General features: G+C 33.7%; 15 protein-coding genes and 1 pseudogene. 8 read left to right on the top strand and 8 right to left on the bottom strand.

Annotated features, from left to right (window positions below; genetic code table 11):
* Positions 1-57 precede the first annotated feature (57 nt).
* The 3 genes from ACWNMZ_RS09555 (at position 58) to ACWNMZ_RS09545 (ending at position 2058) form a co-directional block, all read left to right on the top strand.
* Positions 58-312, top strand: coding sequence for a con-10 family general stress protein (locus tag ACWNMZ_RS09555; RefSeq protein ID WP_031536964.1), 255 nt, complete (start codon positions 58-60; stop codon positions 310-312).
* 505 nt (positions 313-817) lie between these two features.
* Positions 818-1741: an HD domain-containing phosphohydrolase gene (locus ACWNMZ_RS09550; RefSeq protein WP_031536963.1), complete on the top strand. Its 924-nt coding sequence runs from the start codon at positions 818-820 to the stop codon at positions 1739-1741.
* A complete protein-coding gene (locus ACWNMZ_RS09545) occupies positions 1738-2058 on the top strand; it encodes a hypothetical protein (protein ID WP_031536962.1) in 321 nt (106 codons plus the stop codon). The genes ACWNMZ_RS09550 and ACWNMZ_RS09545 overlap by 4 nt, the downstream gene beginning before the upstream one ends.
* Before the next feature lie 544 nt (positions 2059-2602).
* Here the strand turns inward: ACWNMZ_RS09545 and ade are convergent.
* A complete protein-coding gene (gene ade / locus ACWNMZ_RS09540) occupies positions 2603-4336 on the bottom strand; it encodes an adenine deaminase (protein ID WP_031536961.1) in 1734 nt (577 codons plus the stop codon).
* 409 nt (positions 4337-4745) lie between these two features.
* Here ade and ACWNMZ_RS09535 point away from each other — a divergent pair, with 409 nt between their 5' ends.
* The 3 genes from ACWNMZ_RS09535 to ACWNMZ_RS09525 are packed head-to-tail and all read left to right on the top strand — an operon-like array spanning position 4746 to position 6377.
* Positions 4746-5312 (top strand): chromate transporter, encoded by a 567-nt coding sequence (locus tag ACWNMZ_RS09535; RefSeq protein WP_031536960.1) that lies wholly within the window; start codon positions 4746-4748, stop codon positions 5310-5312.
* Between the two features lie 2 nt (positions 5313-5314).
* Positions 5315-5854 (top strand): chromate transporter, encoded by a 540-nt coding sequence (locus ACWNMZ_RS09530; protein ID WP_031536959.1) that lies wholly within the window; start codon positions 5315-5317, stop codon positions 5852-5854.
* A gap of 46 nt (positions 5855-5900) precedes the next feature.
* Positions 5901-6377 carry an Lrp/AsnC family transcriptional regulator gene (locus tag ACWNMZ_RS09525; RefSeq protein ID WP_031536958.1) on the top strand — a complete coding sequence of 159 codons (477 nt, stop codon included), beginning with the start codon at positions 5901-5903 and terminating at the stop codon, positions 6375-6377.
* Between the two features lie 126 nt (positions 6378-6503).
* Here ACWNMZ_RS09525 and ACWNMZ_RS09520 read toward each other — a convergent pair whose 3' ends face one another.
* The 3 genes from ACWNMZ_RS09520 to ACWNMZ_RS09510 are packed head-to-tail and all read right to left on the bottom strand — an operon-like array spanning position 6504 to position 8931.
* Complete coding sequence (locus ACWNMZ_RS09520) at positions 6504-7061, bottom strand: 5' nucleotidase, NT5C type (RefSeq protein WP_031536957.1); 558 nt, start codon at positions 7059-7061, stop codon at positions 6504-6506.
* Between the two features lie 20 nt (positions 7062-7081).
* Positions 7082-8182 carry a bifunctional diaminohydroxyphosphoribosylaminopyrimidine deaminase/5-amino-6-(5-phosphoribosylamino)uracil reductase RibD gene (gene ribD, locus ACWNMZ_RS09515; RefSeq protein WP_031536956.1) on the bottom strand — a complete coding sequence of 367 codons (1101 nt, stop codon included), beginning with the start codon at positions 8180-8182 and terminating at the stop codon, positions 7082-7084.
* Positions 8183-8193: 11 nt separating this feature from the next.
* A complete protein-coding gene (locus ACWNMZ_RS09510; protein ID WP_031536955.1) occupies positions 8194-8931 on the bottom strand; it encodes a GTP cyclohydrolase II in 738 nt (245 codons plus the stop codon).
* Positions 8932-9368: 437 nt separating this feature from the next.
* Here ACWNMZ_RS09510 and ACWNMZ_RS09505 point away from each other — a divergent pair, with 437 nt between their 5' ends.
* Both ACWNMZ_RS09505 and ACWNMZ_RS09500 read left to right on the top strand, forming a co-directional pair.
* Complete coding sequence (locus tag ACWNMZ_RS09505; protein WP_031536954.1) at positions 9369-10244, top strand: TetR/AcrR family transcriptional regulator; 876 nt, start codon at positions 9369-9371, stop codon at positions 10242-10244.
* An 81-nt stretch (positions 10245-10325) separates the two neighbouring features.
* Positions 10326-11324 carry a potassium channel family protein gene (locus ACWNMZ_RS09500; RefSeq protein ID WP_331280225.1) on the top strand — a complete coding sequence of 333 codons (999 nt, stop codon included), beginning with the start codon at positions 10326-10328 and terminating at the stop codon, positions 11322-11324.
* A 155-nt stretch (positions 11325-11479) separates the two neighbouring features.
* Here ACWNMZ_RS09500 and ACWNMZ_RS09495 read toward each other — a convergent pair whose 3' ends face one another.
* From ACWNMZ_RS09495 to ACWNMZ_RS09480, 4 genes and pseudogenes are all read right to left on the bottom strand, one after another.
* Positions 11480-11812 carry a four-helix bundle copper-binding protein gene (locus ACWNMZ_RS09495; RefSeq protein ID WP_031536952.1) on the bottom strand — a complete coding sequence of 111 codons (333 nt, stop codon included), beginning with the start codon at positions 11810-11812 and terminating at the stop codon, positions 11480-11482.
* A gap of 150 nt (positions 11813-11962) precedes the next feature.
* Positions 11963-13309, bottom strand: coding sequence for a glucose-6-phosphate isomerase (locus tag ACWNMZ_RS09490; RefSeq protein WP_031536951.1), 1347 nt, complete (start codon positions 13307-13309; stop codon positions 11963-11965).
* A 239-nt stretch (positions 13310-13548) separates the two neighbouring features.
* Positions 13549-14712: an iron-containing alcohol dehydrogenase gene (locus ACWNMZ_RS09485; protein ID WP_031536950.1), complete on the bottom strand. Its 1164-nt coding sequence runs from the start codon at positions 14710-14712 to the stop codon at positions 13549-13551.
* Between the two features lie 253 nt (positions 14713-14965).
* Positions 14966-16176: pseudogene (locus tag ACWNMZ_RS09480) on the bottom strand (ornithine--oxo-acid transaminase).
* Between the last annotated feature and the right edge of the window lie 158 nt (positions 16177-16334).

Raw genomic sequence — 16334 nt, 5'->3', positions numbered from 1 at the left:
AATCGGCTATATAACCTATGTAACGTTAATTAAAAATCTTTTATGGGAGTGATAGAAATGGCAGACAACAACAAAATGAGCAGAGAAGAAGCAGGAAGAAAAGGCGGAGAAGCTACTTCTAAAAATCACGATAAGGATTTTTACCAAGAAATTGGACAAAAAGGTGGAGAAGCTACCTCTGACAACCACGACAAGGAATTTTACCAAGAAATCGGTAAAAAAGGTGGACAGGCAACTTCTGATAACCACGATAAAGAATTCTACCAAGAAATTGGCCGAAAAGGCGGAAATTCTCGTAACGACAATGATTAATGGATACCGACATATCCATTATCTAATTTAACTTATGTTAAATATCCCGGTAGATATTCCACCAAAAAGGAACAAAAAAAATTAAAAACTATAGCGATTAAGGGACTAACCGTTGCAAAAAGTGACACTTTGCAACGGTTAGTCCCTTTTTACCTATTAATAGTTACTTTCTATCATACAATATCAGCAGACGTTATTCAAAGGTTTGATTTTGATTACCAATATTTATAATGATTGGGAGTTACTTGTCTATCATTCTATTATCTAGTAATTTTTTCTTAATTAACAGTATTTACAATTAGAGCTATTATTTCCATCCAACTTTTGATACAATATTTTTGTTAAGTTTTACATATTTCGATAATATCCTCCCTTTTAAGAATATAGTATAATATAATCAATAATACCTATTAAAATTAAATTATTAATGATTTAAAATAACTATAATTGAAATTATATAGATTATACTAATCTATTTTTATTGTATAAAGAGAGGGAGTAAATTGTGGCCATTATTAATACGGGAGAATTTATAGAAACAGTAAATATTAGAGGCTTACAACTTTCACTAATAGCTGCTGGCGATGGAACAGAAATTATATATCATAAGATGATGCCTGGATCTAGTTGGGCAATGACTCCTGAAGAGGGGTGGGATGGCTTTGAATACTTTTATATCCTTAAAGGAAAAATGCATTACCACACCGATGATGAAGTTATCGAATTAAATGCTGGACAATCTTTTTTTGAAAATCCTATAAAAAAATATAGTATATTCCATTCAGATGAAATTACTGAATTTATTTACGTAACAAGTCAACCAGTATTCCATTATTATAGTAAATGTTCAAAAGATTTAATGGATCTTGCAATTGCTATTGAAGAAAAAGATGGCTATACAGTTGATCATTGTGAAAGAATTAAAAAATATTCTCTGTTAGTAGGAGAAGCTTTAAATTTAAATAGAAAGCAAATAACTCGATTAAACCTCGCTTCATTTTTTCATGATCTAGGAAAAGTTAAAGTTCCGCTTGAAATTCTATTAAAACCAAGTAAATTAACAGAATCAGAGTTTGAAGTTATGAAAAAACATACTACATTCGGTAGGGACTTATTGGAAGAAACAAAAATACCTGTTTTATGTGAAGTTGGATTAATAGTTGAACAACATCACGAGAGATACGATGGGAAAGGATATCCAAAAGCCCTTAAAGAAGATGAAATATCTATAGAAGCTGCAATTATCTCAGTAGTTGATTCATTCGATGCTATGACAACAGATAGAGTCTATAAAAAAGGAAAATCAAAAGAAGAAGCATTTGAAGATATTCTAAATAACCGGGGTACTATGTATCACCCCTTAGTGGTCGATACTTTTATAGCACTAAAAGAAGAAATATTAAATTATGAAAAGGGAGAGAACTTATGAAAAAATTAGTATGGAGTTTATTAGCAGTAGTATTAATAGTGTCATTTCAAGTAAAGCCAGCAGAAGCTGCTTACTTACCAGAGTATGACAAATACATTGAGGTATCTTATGATCAAGCAAGACAAATTGCAGATAGTCTTGGTCTTAAAAATGTGCCATTAGGTGAACAAACTGCAAATCTGTCTTTTGATGTTCAAGAAAAATTAATTGCAAAAATTGAAAAGATTATAGGTAAAGAAATTGATCATTACTATATTTGGTTAACAGTTGACGGTGAAAAAGTGCTTGGAATTGATCCCCCACTTCCACAAATGTAAGTACGTCAGAGTAACTAAAAAAAGTGCATGACTAAGTAATATTCTTGGGCATGCACTTTTTTTATGTCATTATTTTAATCTTTTAAAGAATTCTCTATGCCATATTAATAATTAGCTTTATCCAGCCAAAAAACGAAATCCACAAAGGTATACTAATAATTACTCCCCATTTTAGCCCATTAAAAAAATTTGCTTGTTCTTCCATCATTATCCACTCCTCATTAGTAAGTAGATGATCTATACATTCATTATATCAGAAAACGCTTTCATTATTACTAAATTAATGATAAATTATATGTCTATATGGATTAATTTGTATACTCTTATAAAAGTATTCACTTTTTTTGGCGACTTTAAACATTCAATTTCCATTATTCAATATAGAACTCTACATTATCAAGATAATCATGGGCTAAAAAAGAAAAAACCCGAAATCTCTTTCGGGTCAAATATATTTTAAGAGGGGAAACTCTTAACCTATTTATAGAATATCGAATAATTATGAACAAATAACGAACAAAAGATTAAAAAAGAAAAAAATCTATTATTTAGTAACTGCTACATCTTTATAAGTAAAAGAATGAAAGTCAAATAATCCTTTGTCTGTAAGCTTTAAGGTAGGAATTACAGTTAATGATAGAAAAGATAAGGTTAGAAAAGGATTAAACGTATCATTTCCTTGCAGAATTTTTACTTTTTGATTTAATGACTTTAGCTGTTCATACAGGGTTAAATAATCTTGATCTGAAATCAACCCAGCAATCGGTAACGGGAGCGTGGCAACTACTAATCCTTCAGATACTACCACTATTCCCCCATTTATATTTTGCAACTCATTAATTGCCAACAATATGTCTTCATCACTTGTTCCAACTGCTACGATATTATGGGAATCATGAGAAATAGTTGTGGCGATTGCACCATTTTTAAATCCAAATCCTTTTACTATTGCTTTTCCCACATTTCCAGTTTCGCGATGTCGCTCAGCAACAACTAGTTTCAGTTGATCTTTCTTCAAAGAAGATTTAAAATTCCCATTCTCCACTTCTACTTTTTCAATTACTTCATTTGTAACAATACTATTCGGAATAATTTCGATAATATGACATAAATCAGATGCTAAGGGAAGTTTTAAATCATCTAAGGTTACTTTTGCACAATTTATCGGCGGTAAATTAGTAGCCAAATAGGAATGTTCAATTAGCTTCTCTTCTAGTAGTTTCCCATCTTCTACCACACATTCACCCTTTTTAAATACACTGTGAATGGTTAATTCTTCAAGATTATCGACAAGCAGAAAATCAGCTTGATAGCCTGGAGATACTGCTCCAATTGATTCTAAACGAAAACATTCAGCCGCATTAATTGTCACCATTTGAATGGCAATAATAGGGTCTAGCCCTTGCTCTATCGCTATGCGCACACTATGATCTACACTACCTTCTTCTATTAAATCATCTACTAATTTATCGTCTGTTACCAATAAACATCTTCGTGAATTTCTCGTTGTTACAGCAGGCAATAAAGCTTTCAAATCTTTGGCAACAGTACCCTCTCTTATCATTAGATACATTCCTAAATCTAAACGATCTTTTGCTTCTTGTAACGTTGTCGCTTCATGATCATTCCTGATTTCTGCAGCACTATAAACATTTAATTTTTCTCTTTCAATACCTGCCGCGTGACCATCGATTAAGCGATTATTTTTTTTGGTCAGCACCAACTTATCAATCATATTCAAGTTCGTCTCATATACAGATGGAAAATCCATTACTTCTGCCAATCCCAATACTCTTTCGTGGGAATAAAAAGCCTCTAAATCTTTTGCATATAAGGTTGCACCATTGGAATCTTCTGGAACAGCAGGTACACAAGATGGCAGCATCACACGAATATCCAATGGAAGATTTTCGGATTTATCTAACATATACTGAATGCCATCTGCACCTGCAACATTTGCAATTTCATGTGGATCCGTTATTACTGTGGTTACACCATGCAACAATAGTATTTTCGCAAATTCCTGAGGTGTGAGCATACTACTTTCAATATGTACATGACCATCAATAAGACCAGGAATTAAATACTTTCCTTTCGCATCAACCATACTTTTGCCTTTATAACTACCAATTCCAGCGATTGTATCATCCGCGATCGCAACGTCTCCTGTCATTATTTCACCAGTAAAAACATTGACAATTTTTGCATTGGTAATTACTAAATCAGCAAGTTCTTTTTTCGCAGAAACTCTAATTCTTTTTTCCAATTTATCTCTCAAGAACAAATCCCTCCTCGTTAATTCCGAATATTCACATTTTACAAAGTGCTACAACAAACCTACTTAAGGAAGGCTACTTTCGTATAAATTGTTTCTTGTAAACAGATCATTCTGCAATAAAATCAACACCAACTATACTAATATTTAATTCATCGTGCATAGGAATGGTATAATGAATGGTTATTTACGAAAGCTAGAGAAAGATAACTCTAATTTTAAATATATTTTTATCATTTTATTATATGTTGATTTATTTTTCAACGCACATACTACTGCAACTTTACTTCCCATTAGTATTGTTTTTACATATTATTTAAACATATTATCGAAATAAGTGATATTATAATTACGTATCGTAATGATGATTCCCCTCTGTCGTTTCAATTGTAAAGAAAGGAGAAATAATTATATGTATAAAGATTTAATTCTAGCGATGCTACGTTCAGGTATTTTTGGATTTGGTGGAGGCCCTTCCGTAATCCCATTATTTCGTCACGAAGCGGTGACTAAGTATAAGTGGATGGATAATGAGGAGTTTGGGGATGTGTTAGCCATTGCGAACACTCTTCCTGGACCAATTGCAACGAAAATTGCCGCCTATTTAGGCTATCGTCAAAAAGGGACCGTTGGAGCAATTGTTAGCGTCTTCGCTCACATCTTGCCGACTTGTTTAGCTATGGTATTCTTATTTTCATTTATATCTATTCTTAGTCATTCGCCAATAATAACAAGTATGGTCTCGGCAGTTGTACCTGTAATTTCGGTAATGCTTGGCTTAATGGCATATGAATTTGGAGAAAAAGCAGTGAAAGGACTAGGAATCTATGTTGGTATCGGCTTAACAATTGTCTGTCTCCTCTTATTACAAACATTTTCGATACACCCTGGTATTGTCGTACTCATTTTTCTAACCTATGGAGCCTTCCATTTTAAATTAAAACAGAAATTCTTACATAAAAAAGAAAGAGGAATGTAAATATGATTTTTGTGAGTATTTTTCTCAGTTTCCTAGTAGCTAATTTATTAGGATATGGTGGTGGCCCAGCTTCTATCCCCTTAATGTATGAAGAAATAGTTAATCGATACAATTGGCTATCTAACACCGAATTCTCCAATATGTTGGCTTTTGCTAATGCGTTACCAGGACCAGTTGCTACAAAGATCGCTGCCTATGTAGGCTATGGAGTAGGTGGATGGGGAGGATTTGCTGTTGCGTTAATAGCAACGATTCTACCTTCTGCTATAGGGCTTATCTTTTTATTAAAACTAATGAGGAAACATAAGGACTCAATGATTGTAAAAGGGATGACCCTGCTTGTACAACCAGTTATTACTGCTTTAATGCTTGTATTGACGTTTGAGATGTTTCAAGATTCCTACCATTCCATCGGGATCATTCAATCTGCAGCGATTGCATTAATCGCTTTTTTATTGTTACAAAAATGGAAAGTACACCCAGCAATAGTTATTGTTCTTGCCTTTCTTTATGGAGGGCTTGTTGTTCCTCACTTGAGCTAAACTTAGATTTGGAAAGTAGATGAATCTTTTGTTGGAGGATTTTTTTATGGATAAAAATTTTTATGTGCCTAATATCAAGCTAGATAAAATAGATAGACAGATATTGTCGCTACTACACGAGAACAGCCGCATTTCTTATACTGATATCGGCAAAGAAATCGGTATTTCACGAGTAGCTGTTCAAACAAGAGTGAATACGCTTTTTGAAAAAGGAATTATTGAGCAATTCACAACGGTCATTAATCCTGCTAAAGTTGGGAAAACAGTGTCAGCTTTTTTTAATGTAGATGTGGAACCATCCTATTTAGAGGAAGTTGCAAGAACACTGGCAGAGGATCCTGCTGTCACCAGCCTATATCATATGACTGGTCCAAGTAAATTACATATGCACGGCATATTTTACGATAACCAAGAGATGGAGACATTTTTAACAAATAAGCTTTATGCAACAAAAGGCGTTGCAAGTGTAGACTGCCAAATCCTTATCAAACGATATAAAAGCAGAATCGGAATGAAGCTATAAGACTCCGATAAAATAAGAATAAATGGGGCTGGGACAAAACTAAATAACATTAATCACATTATAGTTCGTGTTTATTATTAGTTGAGATGCTTATACCCCAGCCTCATTTATTTTTGGAGTAAGAAACTAATATAATTGCTTTAGCTCTTTCCAATCCTTTATTCGATTCCATTCAAGATGCTCATTATAAAGATGGTCTTTCACATAAAGCTGTGTAGAATGATCTATGAGCGTTTCCAGAACAGCTGGCTTATCGTCAAAATAATAATCTAATTTGAGATTTTGAATAATCGTTATTTTCTCATGATCTTCCATTCCGCAATAAAAGTGATGATCCACAACAGGAAAACCTATCTCCTTCATCCACTCCTTTGTTTTTGTTGCAAATTGTTTATTTCGCGCTGTAATATAATAAACTTGATGGCCATTATGAACAAGTTCATTTAAAGCTTCAACAGCTCCAGGAAAAGGCGAACAATCTGTAAAATATATTTCTTCTCGAAGTGAATCCCATAGTTGCTTTCCTTCGATAGCATTCAATCCAAATGGTTCGTGAATTTCTACCGTTTTCAATGCATGAAAGCTTGCTAATGGAATATTCTTTTTAAGCTTTTTATTATAAATATTAAAGGCATGCTGTCTTAAATTGATCAGCGTATCATCTATATCAAATCCGAACTTCATTTATTTCCTCCACATAGATTCTATGCATTCCTTATCGGATAAGCAGTTATTTTAATATCTTCTCCTATCCATTCCGTCTTTTCAAAACGTAATGGAACCGCCTCATCGACTTTTTCGATATCTTCCCCTCTAAATGGCGTATAGGAATTAGCCCCCCCTGCTATTTTAGGAGCAATATATACTAAATACTTTTGAATTAGTCCCTCGCGCATAAAGCTTGCATTTACTTCACTTCCACCTTCAAGAAGGATATCCGTTATTCCGATTTTGTATAATTGTTGTAATGCATTTTTTAAATCTAATTTTCCATTAATAGAAGAGACAGCTAGCAAATCAACTCCCTTTCCTTTCAATGCCATTGCTTTCTCTGAATCAATATTTGCAGCCGTAACAATGATCGTTTGTGCCTCTTTACAATCTGTTATATTAGCATTTAAGGGTGTTCGTAAATTCGTGTCCAAGATAATTCGAATCGGGTTCTTTGAAGGTCCATCTAATCGGGTTGTCAATTTTGGATTATCTGCTAATACTGTCCCAACACCAATTAATATACCATCTACTTTGTTTCTTAAAAGATGCACTTCTTTTCTTGCTGTTTCTCCAGTAATCCATTGACTATGTCCAGTATGTGTGGCAATTTTACCATCCAAGGTCATGGCAACTTTTGAAATAACAAAGGGCATTTCGTGTATCATATTATGAATAAAACGCTCATTTAATTGCTGTGCCTCTTTTTTTAAAATCCCAACTTCCACTTCAATTCCTGCTTCTCTTATGATGCTAATACCTCGACCAGCAACTTGAGGATTAGGATCTTCTGTTGCAACAACCACTCTCTTTACCCCTGAATTTTTAACCAGCAATGCACATGGAGGTGTTTTTCCATAATGCGAGCAAGGCTCCAAGGTTACATATAGTGTTGCATCCATTGCATGGTCTCCTGCCATATTAAAAGCGTGAACCTCAGCATGTGGTTCCCCAGCTTTACGATGAAGACCTGTGCCGACAATTACCCCATCCTTTACAATCACAGCACCTACTACTGGATTGGGATTTGTCTTACCTAATGCAGATTCTGCAAGCTCCAATGCTAACTTCATATACTCTTGATCATGCTTCATACCTATGCTCCTTAAATGGTAACTGTATTTTTCAAAGGAATATGACCAGATTTATTTACTTTCGTCTTTAAATAATTCTCATTAAAGGGTGAAACATCCCCCCATAACGGAACATTTTCCTCTGCTGTAAGCCCAAGTTTCTTTAGAGCCTCTAATTTTTTGGGGTTATTTGTAATTAACTTCACTGGTTTTTGTCGAAGAGCTTGAAGTACTTTTATCGGTGCTTCATAACTTCTCATATCATCTGGAAAATCAAGTGCAAGATTTGCCTCAACGGTATCTAACCCATTTTCTTGTAAAATATAAGCGAGAGATTTTGTAAATAAACCAATCCCCCTGCCTTCATGATTTGCCAAATAGAAAAGGGCACCATTCCCATTCTCCACTATCATGCGCATTGATTCTTTTAATTGATATCCACAATCACATCTCTTACTTCCAAAAATATCACCAGTATGACAAATACTATGCATACGTATTAAAGCATTTTCATCATTAGCGAAGTCACCATATACTAAAACAGATGATTGCTGATATTCAGCTAAGCTTAAATTCGGTAATGAACGTAAGACTTCTTCTTTCGTTTGGTTTTTATTGATTGGTAACCATGTATACCATTGAAAAACTTCTACTTGGTCGCCCAGTTGTACTGGCAGTTTTACTGGTCCAACTAAACTTAAATTCTGCTCTTCATTAAATGCGATTATTTCCATTTTATTTTGAAGAAGATCGATAATATTTTGATCCATCCGAAAATCTCCTTTATTGTCTGTTGTATTCTTTATTTTGTATTAGCAATATAAATATATCATGTAGAATTTTCTTCCACTAATCATCCGTATTGGACGTGAAAATCAGTAAGCCTCATGATACTTACTATATGTAAGTAAGTTTATAATCATAAGGATAGAGCGTCAAGTAAATAGCATATAAATAATTAATTTAACCAATTGGATTACTCGACGTTTCCACTCGTCAGCCTAGTGATAACTATTATCATATAGCAAATCCTTCATTCGTACAATGTAAAAAGCTCCTTTATATTCATACAAGCATGACTTAGAAAATCCTATTCATTTGCTTTCTTTTGTTATATACTATATAATTTGACTACTTAGTCATGAATTCGGGACAATTTGACCAACTAGTCATTTAATTATTTCCTATAAGCGTAGGAGGAAAATACGTGAAAGAAAAAGAAAAAATAATTATTGATTCAGCAATAAAATTTTTTGCACAAAAGGGATTTTCTTCAACATCTGTACAAGAAATTGCAAGTGATTGTGGGATATCAAAAGGCGCCTTTTATTTATATTTTAAATCAAAGGAATCTCTTCTTTATAAAATTTTGCAATATTATTATGATGAACTAATTAATATTTTTGAAGAAATCAGCCTAAAATCAATCCCTGCTAGAGAAAAATACATGGATCAGCTTACTTTTATGTTTAGCCACGCCTTAAAGCATAAAGAATTTATCATCATGCAGTCAAAAGAACAGGCAATCCCATTAAATAGCTCTATTAAAGATTTATTATTACGCATGCAATCAGAAATGCAAAATTATCATCTCAAAGGTCTCCATGCTATTTATGGTGAAGAGAAGAAAAAATACCTTCTAGACCTTCTAATAATTCAGGAAGGCCTTGTCCATTCTTTTTTAAAAATTGTAATTCTAGAATCAAGCAATGTTTCAACAAAAGATATTTCCAATTATCTTTTGAAAAGATTAGATTCTATTATATCGGATATGGATGCAAATAACGAGCCACCACTAATATCTAATGATTTTATAAAATATATTATAAAGAAACCTAAGATAAACTTTCTAGAAGATAGCCACCAGCAAATTATCAATGCTGTTAACTCGATTCTAAGTAAAGTCGAGCACCTTTCAACTAAACAAGAGATCGAAGTAACAATGGAAGTGTTAATGACAGAAATTGATGCCGATAAGCCAAGGATTCCTATTATCAAAGGAATGCTGTCTAACTTGAATAATTATGAAATTCTGAGAGAAGAACAACAAACAATTGCTAATTTTTATCATATAGCACTTTAAGAATACTGGATAAAAAAGCTTTCATATGATTATGAAAGCTTTTTTATTGGTCAATAATGCAAAGGATAACAACTTTAAGAGGTGTCTACTTTGCCTAATTCCATGCTCTCAAGATTTTTAAGATTGCCGTTGAGTATACGTGTATTAACGATTTCTTTAACTATTATTATCCTATTTGGGTTCTTTATCACCTGGATTGAGCCAGAAACATTTCCCACTTTATTTGAAGGAATTTGGTGGGCAATTATAACAACCTCCACAGTTGGCTATGGTGACTATGCTCCTATAACGATTCTTGGAAGATTAACGGGCATTGCATTAATATTAACAGGCGTAGGGTTCCTTTCTACCTATTTAGTGACATTGGCTACTGCAGCTGTAGCTAAACAAAATGCCTATTTAGAAGGAAAATCAACCTATAGAGGACAAAATCATTTGATTATCATTGGTTGGAATGAGCGGTCAAAGCTAATGATTCATTCCATTATTAAAGATCGAGAAAATATTCCTGTTACATTAATCGACGAGTCCTTAGCTACTAATCCAGTACCTGAAAAAATACATTTTGTAAAAGGAAATTCTAATTTAGATTATGTTTTACTAAAGGCTAATATACTGACTGCTCATAAGGTTATAATAACTGCAGACCAAAACAAAGAAGAACTGCAAGCAGATATGCATTCGATTTTAACCTTACTCGCGATAAAAGGGCTGAATGCAAATTTACCATGTATTGTTGAAATACTTACTACAGAACAAGTACAGAATGCTAAAAGAGCTGGAGCAGATGAAATTATTGAAACAAATAGTCTAACAAGTTTCGTTATGCATAATAGCTTAAATTCACAAGACACGATGATTGCATTTCTAGAGCTTTTAAATCAACTAAAAGATAAAAAACTTCAATTTATTCCTCTAAAAAATATTAATGAAGAATTAGTGGATTATTTGACATTAAATCATTATTTATTAGCAAATGGGAAGTTATTGTTAGGAGTGAAAAGAGGGGGAACTAGTTATCTAAATCCCAACTCTTCCTTTGTATTGGAAGAAAAGGATGAATTAATTATTATTACTTAGTGCCAGAGATGTCAGTTTTCCAATGCATACTGCTTTGCCAACAAAAAGCAGTATGCATCAGAATATGAAAAAATTGAATGTATTCTATAACTCACTGCATGAAGAAACTAGGGCTTTGCTTTCATTAGCTCGTAGCATTCCTTCCATACAATATTTTAAGATTCTAGAAATGATTTACAAGCATCTACACACTCCATACAAATTTGCGCACAATATTGGCAATGACGATGATCATGTTTTTTGCATTCAGTAGCACAATCCTCACAAACAGATAGACAAATTTCTGCGAACTCTTTGGCATACGGTGACTTTCTAATAATAGCTTGTTCAAGATAACTGCAGAACTGGATACATTCTCTATTTAAATGAATACAATCAACCATTGCCGACACATTATCTTCAGCTAAACATTCATTTAAGCAATGATTACATACAATCATACATTCCTGTAATGATTTAATAACTACCTGTTCTTTTTCAACTAGCATTTCTAATTCCTCCTTCTATTAACCATTTCTATTTATTTAACCTTATAAGAATTCTTTAAACATATGGGACCACAAATAGAAGGTAATGGAATAAAAAAAGCTATCGATAACTTAGAATTTCTGAGTTATCGATAGCTCTTTTAATATGACTTATAAACGACTTTCTAGTTCAGCCTTTTTCTCTTCAAATCCTGGTTTACCAAGTAAAGCAAACATATTAACTTTGTATGCTTCAACTCCTGGTTGATCAAATGGGTTCACACCTAATAAATAACCACTAATCGCACAAGCTTTTTCAAAGAAGTATACTAGATATCCAAACGTATACTCATTCATTTCCGGAATGCTAACAATTAGGTTTGGTACTCCTCCATCTGTATGTGCTAGAAGTGTTCCTTCAAACGCTTTATTGTTAACAAAGTCAATAGTTTGACCAGCAAGATAATTTAATCCATCTAAATCATTTTCTTCTGCTTCAATAACAAGCTCATGACGAGGCTTGTCCACTTTTACAATTGTTTCAAAAATATCACGACGACCTTCTTGAACATATTGTCCTAATGAATGTAGGTCAGTTGAGAAGTTTGCAGAAGAAGGATAAATACCTTTTTGGTCTTTTCCTTCACTTTCGCCAAACAATTGCTTCCACCATTCGGAGAAATATTGTAATCCTGGTTCGTAGTTAATCAACATTTCAATTGTTTTTCCTTTGTTATAAAGAACATTACGAACTGCTGCGTATTGATAGGCAATGTTGTTTTTCAATTCTGATGTACCGAAATCAGTTCTAGCTGCTGCTGCACCTTCCATCATTGCTGTAATATCAGCGCCACTAACAGCGATTGGTAATAAACCAACTGGTGTTAAAACAGAATAACGTCCACCAACATCATCAGGAATAATAAATGATTCATATCCTTCTTCTGTAGCAAGCGTTTTTAATGCACCTCTTGCTTTATCAGTAGTAGCATAAATTCTTGTTCTTGCTTCTTCTACTCCATATTTTTGTTCTAATAATTTACGGAAAATACGGAATGCAATAGCTGGTTCTGTAGTTGTTCCAGATTTAGAAATAACATTAATAGAGAAATCTTTATCCCCAAGGAAATCAATGACATCACTCATATATGTAGAGCTAATATCTTTTCCAATAAAGATAATTTGTGGTGTGTTTCTTTTTTCTTTTGATAAAGAATTATAGAAACTGTGATTTAGCATTTCAATCGCAGCGCGAGCTCCAAGGTAAGAACCGCCGATACCAATTACAAGCAAAACTTCTGAGTCACTTTTAATTTTTTCTGCCGCTTTTTGAATGCGAGCAAATTCTTCTTTATCATAATCAACAGGAAGATCTATCCATCCAAGAAAATCGCTTCCTTGTCCAGTTTTTTCATGTAAGGAATGATGGGCAACTTTCACTGCATCTTCTAAATATGTAATTTCGTGCTCTCCAAAGAAACTTAATGCCTTTGAGTAATCAAAACGAACGTGTGTCATAAATGATCCTCCAATTATAATATTTATTTATACTCCTCTTCCACTTTATCGGAAGTAGAAAAAGGAATCAAGATAGAACTCATTATGAAAACGGATACAACTTCTTTTTTTTTCATTTTTCACCAATTTTTCATTTTTAATTCTCTATTATCCCCATAAGAAAGGGAATACGATTATTCCAGCGAAAAAACATACAAACAATTAGCATAAATTGTTTGTATGTTTTTTCATTTATTCTTTTATAAAGATGCTTTATAAATCGCTAAAACATCTTTGTCGTTCAACACTTTAAAATTACCAAATCCACCATTTACCATTGCTTTTTGGACCATTAAATCAAGCTTACTATCATCAATATCGTAATCAGCCAAACGAGAAGGTGCCCCTAAGTCATTCCAAAAAGCACGAAGCTTCTCAATTCCCTCAAGTCCAGCTTCTTCCGCTGTTTTCCCTTCAGGATCCACCCCAAACACTCTAACAGCTAATTGTTTAAAGCGTTCCGGTTTTACAGATAAGTTATGTTTCATCCAATTAGGAAATAGGATTGCAAGGCCACCACCATGAGGTATATCATATACGGCAGAAACAGCATGCTCAATGTTATGTGAAGCCCAGTCTCCACGGTACCCCATATTAAGCATTCCATTAAGAGCCATCGTTCCACAATATAAAATTGCAGCTCGATATTCATAATTGTCTAAGTCATTAACAAGCTTCGGACCAAACTCTATGACCGTTTTCAATACAGATTCGCACATATAATCTTGAAGTTCTGTATGCTCTTCTAGGTGGAAATAATGTTCAAAAACATGTGACATCATATCCACGATTCCATAAATCGTTTGATCTTTAGGAACTGTATAAGTATTTTCCGGATCTAGAATAGAAAACACAGGGAATGTAAATGGACTTCCCCAGCCAACTTTTTCTTGCGTTTCCCAATTTGTAATAACAGAGCCTGCATTCATTTCTGACCCAGTTGCAGCTAGTGTTAGAACTGTTCCAAACGGTAAAGCTGCTTTTGGAGCTGCTTTTTTTGTAATAAACTCCCATGGGTTGCCATCAAATTTTGCACCTGCAGCAATGGCCTTTGTACAGTCAATAACACTTCCTCCACCGACGGCTAATATAAAATCGATTCCTTCTGTTTTACAAATATCAACTCCACGCTGTACAGTAGTTAATCGGGGATTTGGCTCTACACCAGATAATTCAAATACTTCTTTGCCATTTTCATTTAAAATAGTCATTACTTTATCGTATAGACCATTTTTCTTAATACTTCCCCCACCGTAAACGAAGAGAATCTTCTTCCCATATGAGGCTAATTGATCTTTTAATTGTTCTAATTGACCTTTACCAAAAATAAGTTTTGTCGGATTATAAAAAATAAAGTTTTCCAAATAAATGCCTCCATTCCATTTTTTAAGAATTAATAATGTAAAACCTAGTGTATGACTTATTATTAAACAAACTTCTATGAAAATCAAAAGATTAAGCTTATGCAGCCGACAAATAGTATATGTATCCTCTTGATCACTTATCCTATAGTAAGCCCCAAGTAAGGAGAAGTTTCTTTATTAGGTATCTATCACTTTATCCATCTAACTTAATAAAGCTGACCTTCCAGCCAGCTTTTAACTATATATTTTTATTTTATTGATTGTTTACATTTAATACTTGCTTAATTCGCTCTAAAGCCCAATCTAACTCTTCAATGGTAATCGTTAATGGAGGTGCAAAACGGATGACCGTTTCATGTGTTTCTTTACATAATAAACCTACTTCTTTTAGCTTTTCACAATAGGGTCTAGCTTCAACCGTTAATTCTACCCCTATAAATAATCCTCTTCCTCTAATATCTTTAATAATCGGATTGTTAATTTCAGCTAATTTTTCCAGGAAATAATTTCCTAAGTTTGCAGAACGGTCTGTTAAATTCTCTTCTACGATTACATCTAATGCAGCAATGGATACAGCGCATGCCATTGGATTGCCTCCAAATGTTGATCCGTGGGAACCTGGATTAAATACTCCTAATATGTTCTTATCTGCAACCACACATGAGTTAGGAAATCCACCAGCTCCCAGTGCTTTACCTAATATATACATATCTGGTTCAATCCCATACCATTCACTTGCAAATAATTTACCTGTTCTCGATAGACCTGTTGAATTTCATCGGCAATAAAGAGGACATTGTTTTCCTTACATAATTGATATGCCGCTTCCATGAAACCTTCGGGAGGAATGATGATTCCAGCTTCTCCTTGAATTGGTTCAACAATGAATGCCGCCGTATGCTCTGTAATAGCTTCTTTCAATCGATTTATATCACCATAGGGGATTATCTTTATACCTGGTAGCATCGGTCCAAATCCCCGCTTATACTCCTCATCAGAGGAAAGGGATACAGCTCCCATTGTTCTTCCGTGAAAATTCCCCTCACACACAATTAATTCTGCTTTATCTTTTTCTACACCTTTACAATCATAAGCCCATCTTCTTGCAGCTTTAATAGCCGTTTCTACCGCTTCTGCTCCAGTATTCATCGGTAGAACCATTTCTTTGTTCGTTAGTGTACTTATTTTTTCATACCAAGGACCTAATTGATCATGGTGAAAAGCCCGTGATGTTAAAGTAACACGATCTGCCTGTCTCTTCAAGGCTTCAATTATTTTCGGATGACGATGACCTTGATTTAAAGCAGAATAAGCACTTAACATATCCATATATTTATTTCCTTCTGGATCAGTTATCCAAACACCTTCTGCTTCGGAAATCACTATTGGCAATGGATTATAATTTTTCGCTCCATATTTCTCTGACTGTTCTATTAATGAAGTAGATTTAAATTCTTGAACCATCCAATCATCCTTCCCCATTTATATATGTAAAGACCTTTACATTAACTTTAGCTGATTTTATTAAAGAAGGATAGATTTTATTAGCGCTATTTTCTAAAAATTCATTTTATGCTTTTATTATGTGTCAATAACCTGCTTAATAATAGCAAAAACGACAA

The organism is Niallia sp. Marseille-Q9988 (assembly GCF_976954375.1).
Note: the sequence above shows the minus strand (reverse complement) of the source record. Positions and strands in the feature narration are given on the sequence as shown.

Coding starts and splice junctions, on each gene's coding strand:
- ACWNMZ_RS09555 (WP_031536964.1), top strand. CDS start 58: ATGGCAGACAACAACAAAATGAGCAGAGAAGAAGCAGGAAGAAAAGGC.
- ACWNMZ_RS09545 (WP_031536962.1), top strand. CDS start 1,738: ATGAAAAAATTAGTATGGAGTTTATTAGCAGTAGTATTAATAGTGTCA.
- ACWNMZ_RS09535 (WP_031536960.1), top strand. CDS start 4,746: ATGTATAAAGATTTAATTCTAGCGATGCTACGTTCAGGTATTTTTGGA.
- ACWNMZ_RS09530 (WP_031536959.1), top strand. CDS start 5,315: ATGATTTTTGTGAGTATTTTTCTCAGTTTCCTAGTAGCTAATTTATTA.
- ACWNMZ_RS09525 (WP_031536958.1), top strand. CDS start 5,901: ATGGATAAAAATTTTTATGTGCCTAATATCAAGCTAGATAAAATAGAT.
- ACWNMZ_RS09520 (WP_031536957.1), bottom strand. CDS start 7,061: ATGAAGTTCGGATTTGATATAGATGATACGCTGATCAATTTAAGACAG.
- ribD (WP_031536956.1), bottom strand. CDS start 8,182: ATGAAGCATGATCAAGAGTATATGAAGTTAGCATTGGAGCTTGCAGAA.
- ACWNMZ_RS09510 (WP_031536955.1), bottom strand. CDS start 8,931: ATGGATCAAAATATTATCGATCTTCTTCAAAATAAAATGGAAATAATC.
- ACWNMZ_RS09495 (WP_031536952.1), bottom strand. CDS start 11,812: ATGCTAGTTGAAAAAGAACAGGTAGTTATTAAATCATTACAGGAATGT.
- ACWNMZ_RS09490 (WP_031536951.1), bottom strand. CDS start 13,309: ATGACACACGTTCGTTTTGATTACTCAAAGGCATTAAGTTTCTTTGGA.